The sequence below is a fragment of the Mesorhizobium sp. M8A.F.Ca.ET.207.01.1.1 genome, assembly GCF_004794715.1.
GTDB lineage: Bacteria > Pseudomonadota > Alphaproteobacteria > Rhizobiales > Rhizobiaceae > Mesorhizobium.
The window spans coordinates 1-298 of record NZ_SRUS01000492.1 but is presented as its reverse complement, the minus strand read 5'-3'; the positions used below and the strand labels follow the sequence as shown (position 1 = coordinate 298).

Annotated in this window: 1 riboswitch. The window is 61.7% G+C overall.

What is annotated here, in order from left to right:
• Nucleotides 1-34 precede the first annotated feature (34 nt).
• Nucleotides 35-234: riboswitch (cobalamin riboswitch) on the bottom strand.
• Between the last annotated feature and the right edge of the window lie 64 nt (nucleotides 235-298).

The following is a 298-nucleotide window of genomic DNA, read 5'->3' as shown; positions in this document are numbered from 1 at the left end:
CTTGTCCTTTCGCCCTCCACCCGAGGGCATAGAAGTCAACTTTCTTGTCGCCGGCAGGTCTACTGGCTCGCGGATCCACGCCCTTCCCCACCTTCCCGAGGCAAATCCTCAGTGGTCTATGGGGCAGGACTACCGCACACAGTTGCGGGGGCAGCCACGGCTTTGGGCAGGAAGTCCACCCTCACCGCATTCCCTCTTGGCTCCAAAAACGGAACCGACGACGGCGCCGACTATAGGCAGAATCGCTGCAGGCGGCAAACCAAATTCCGTCACGCCAGAGCGCGATTGCGGCACGGGT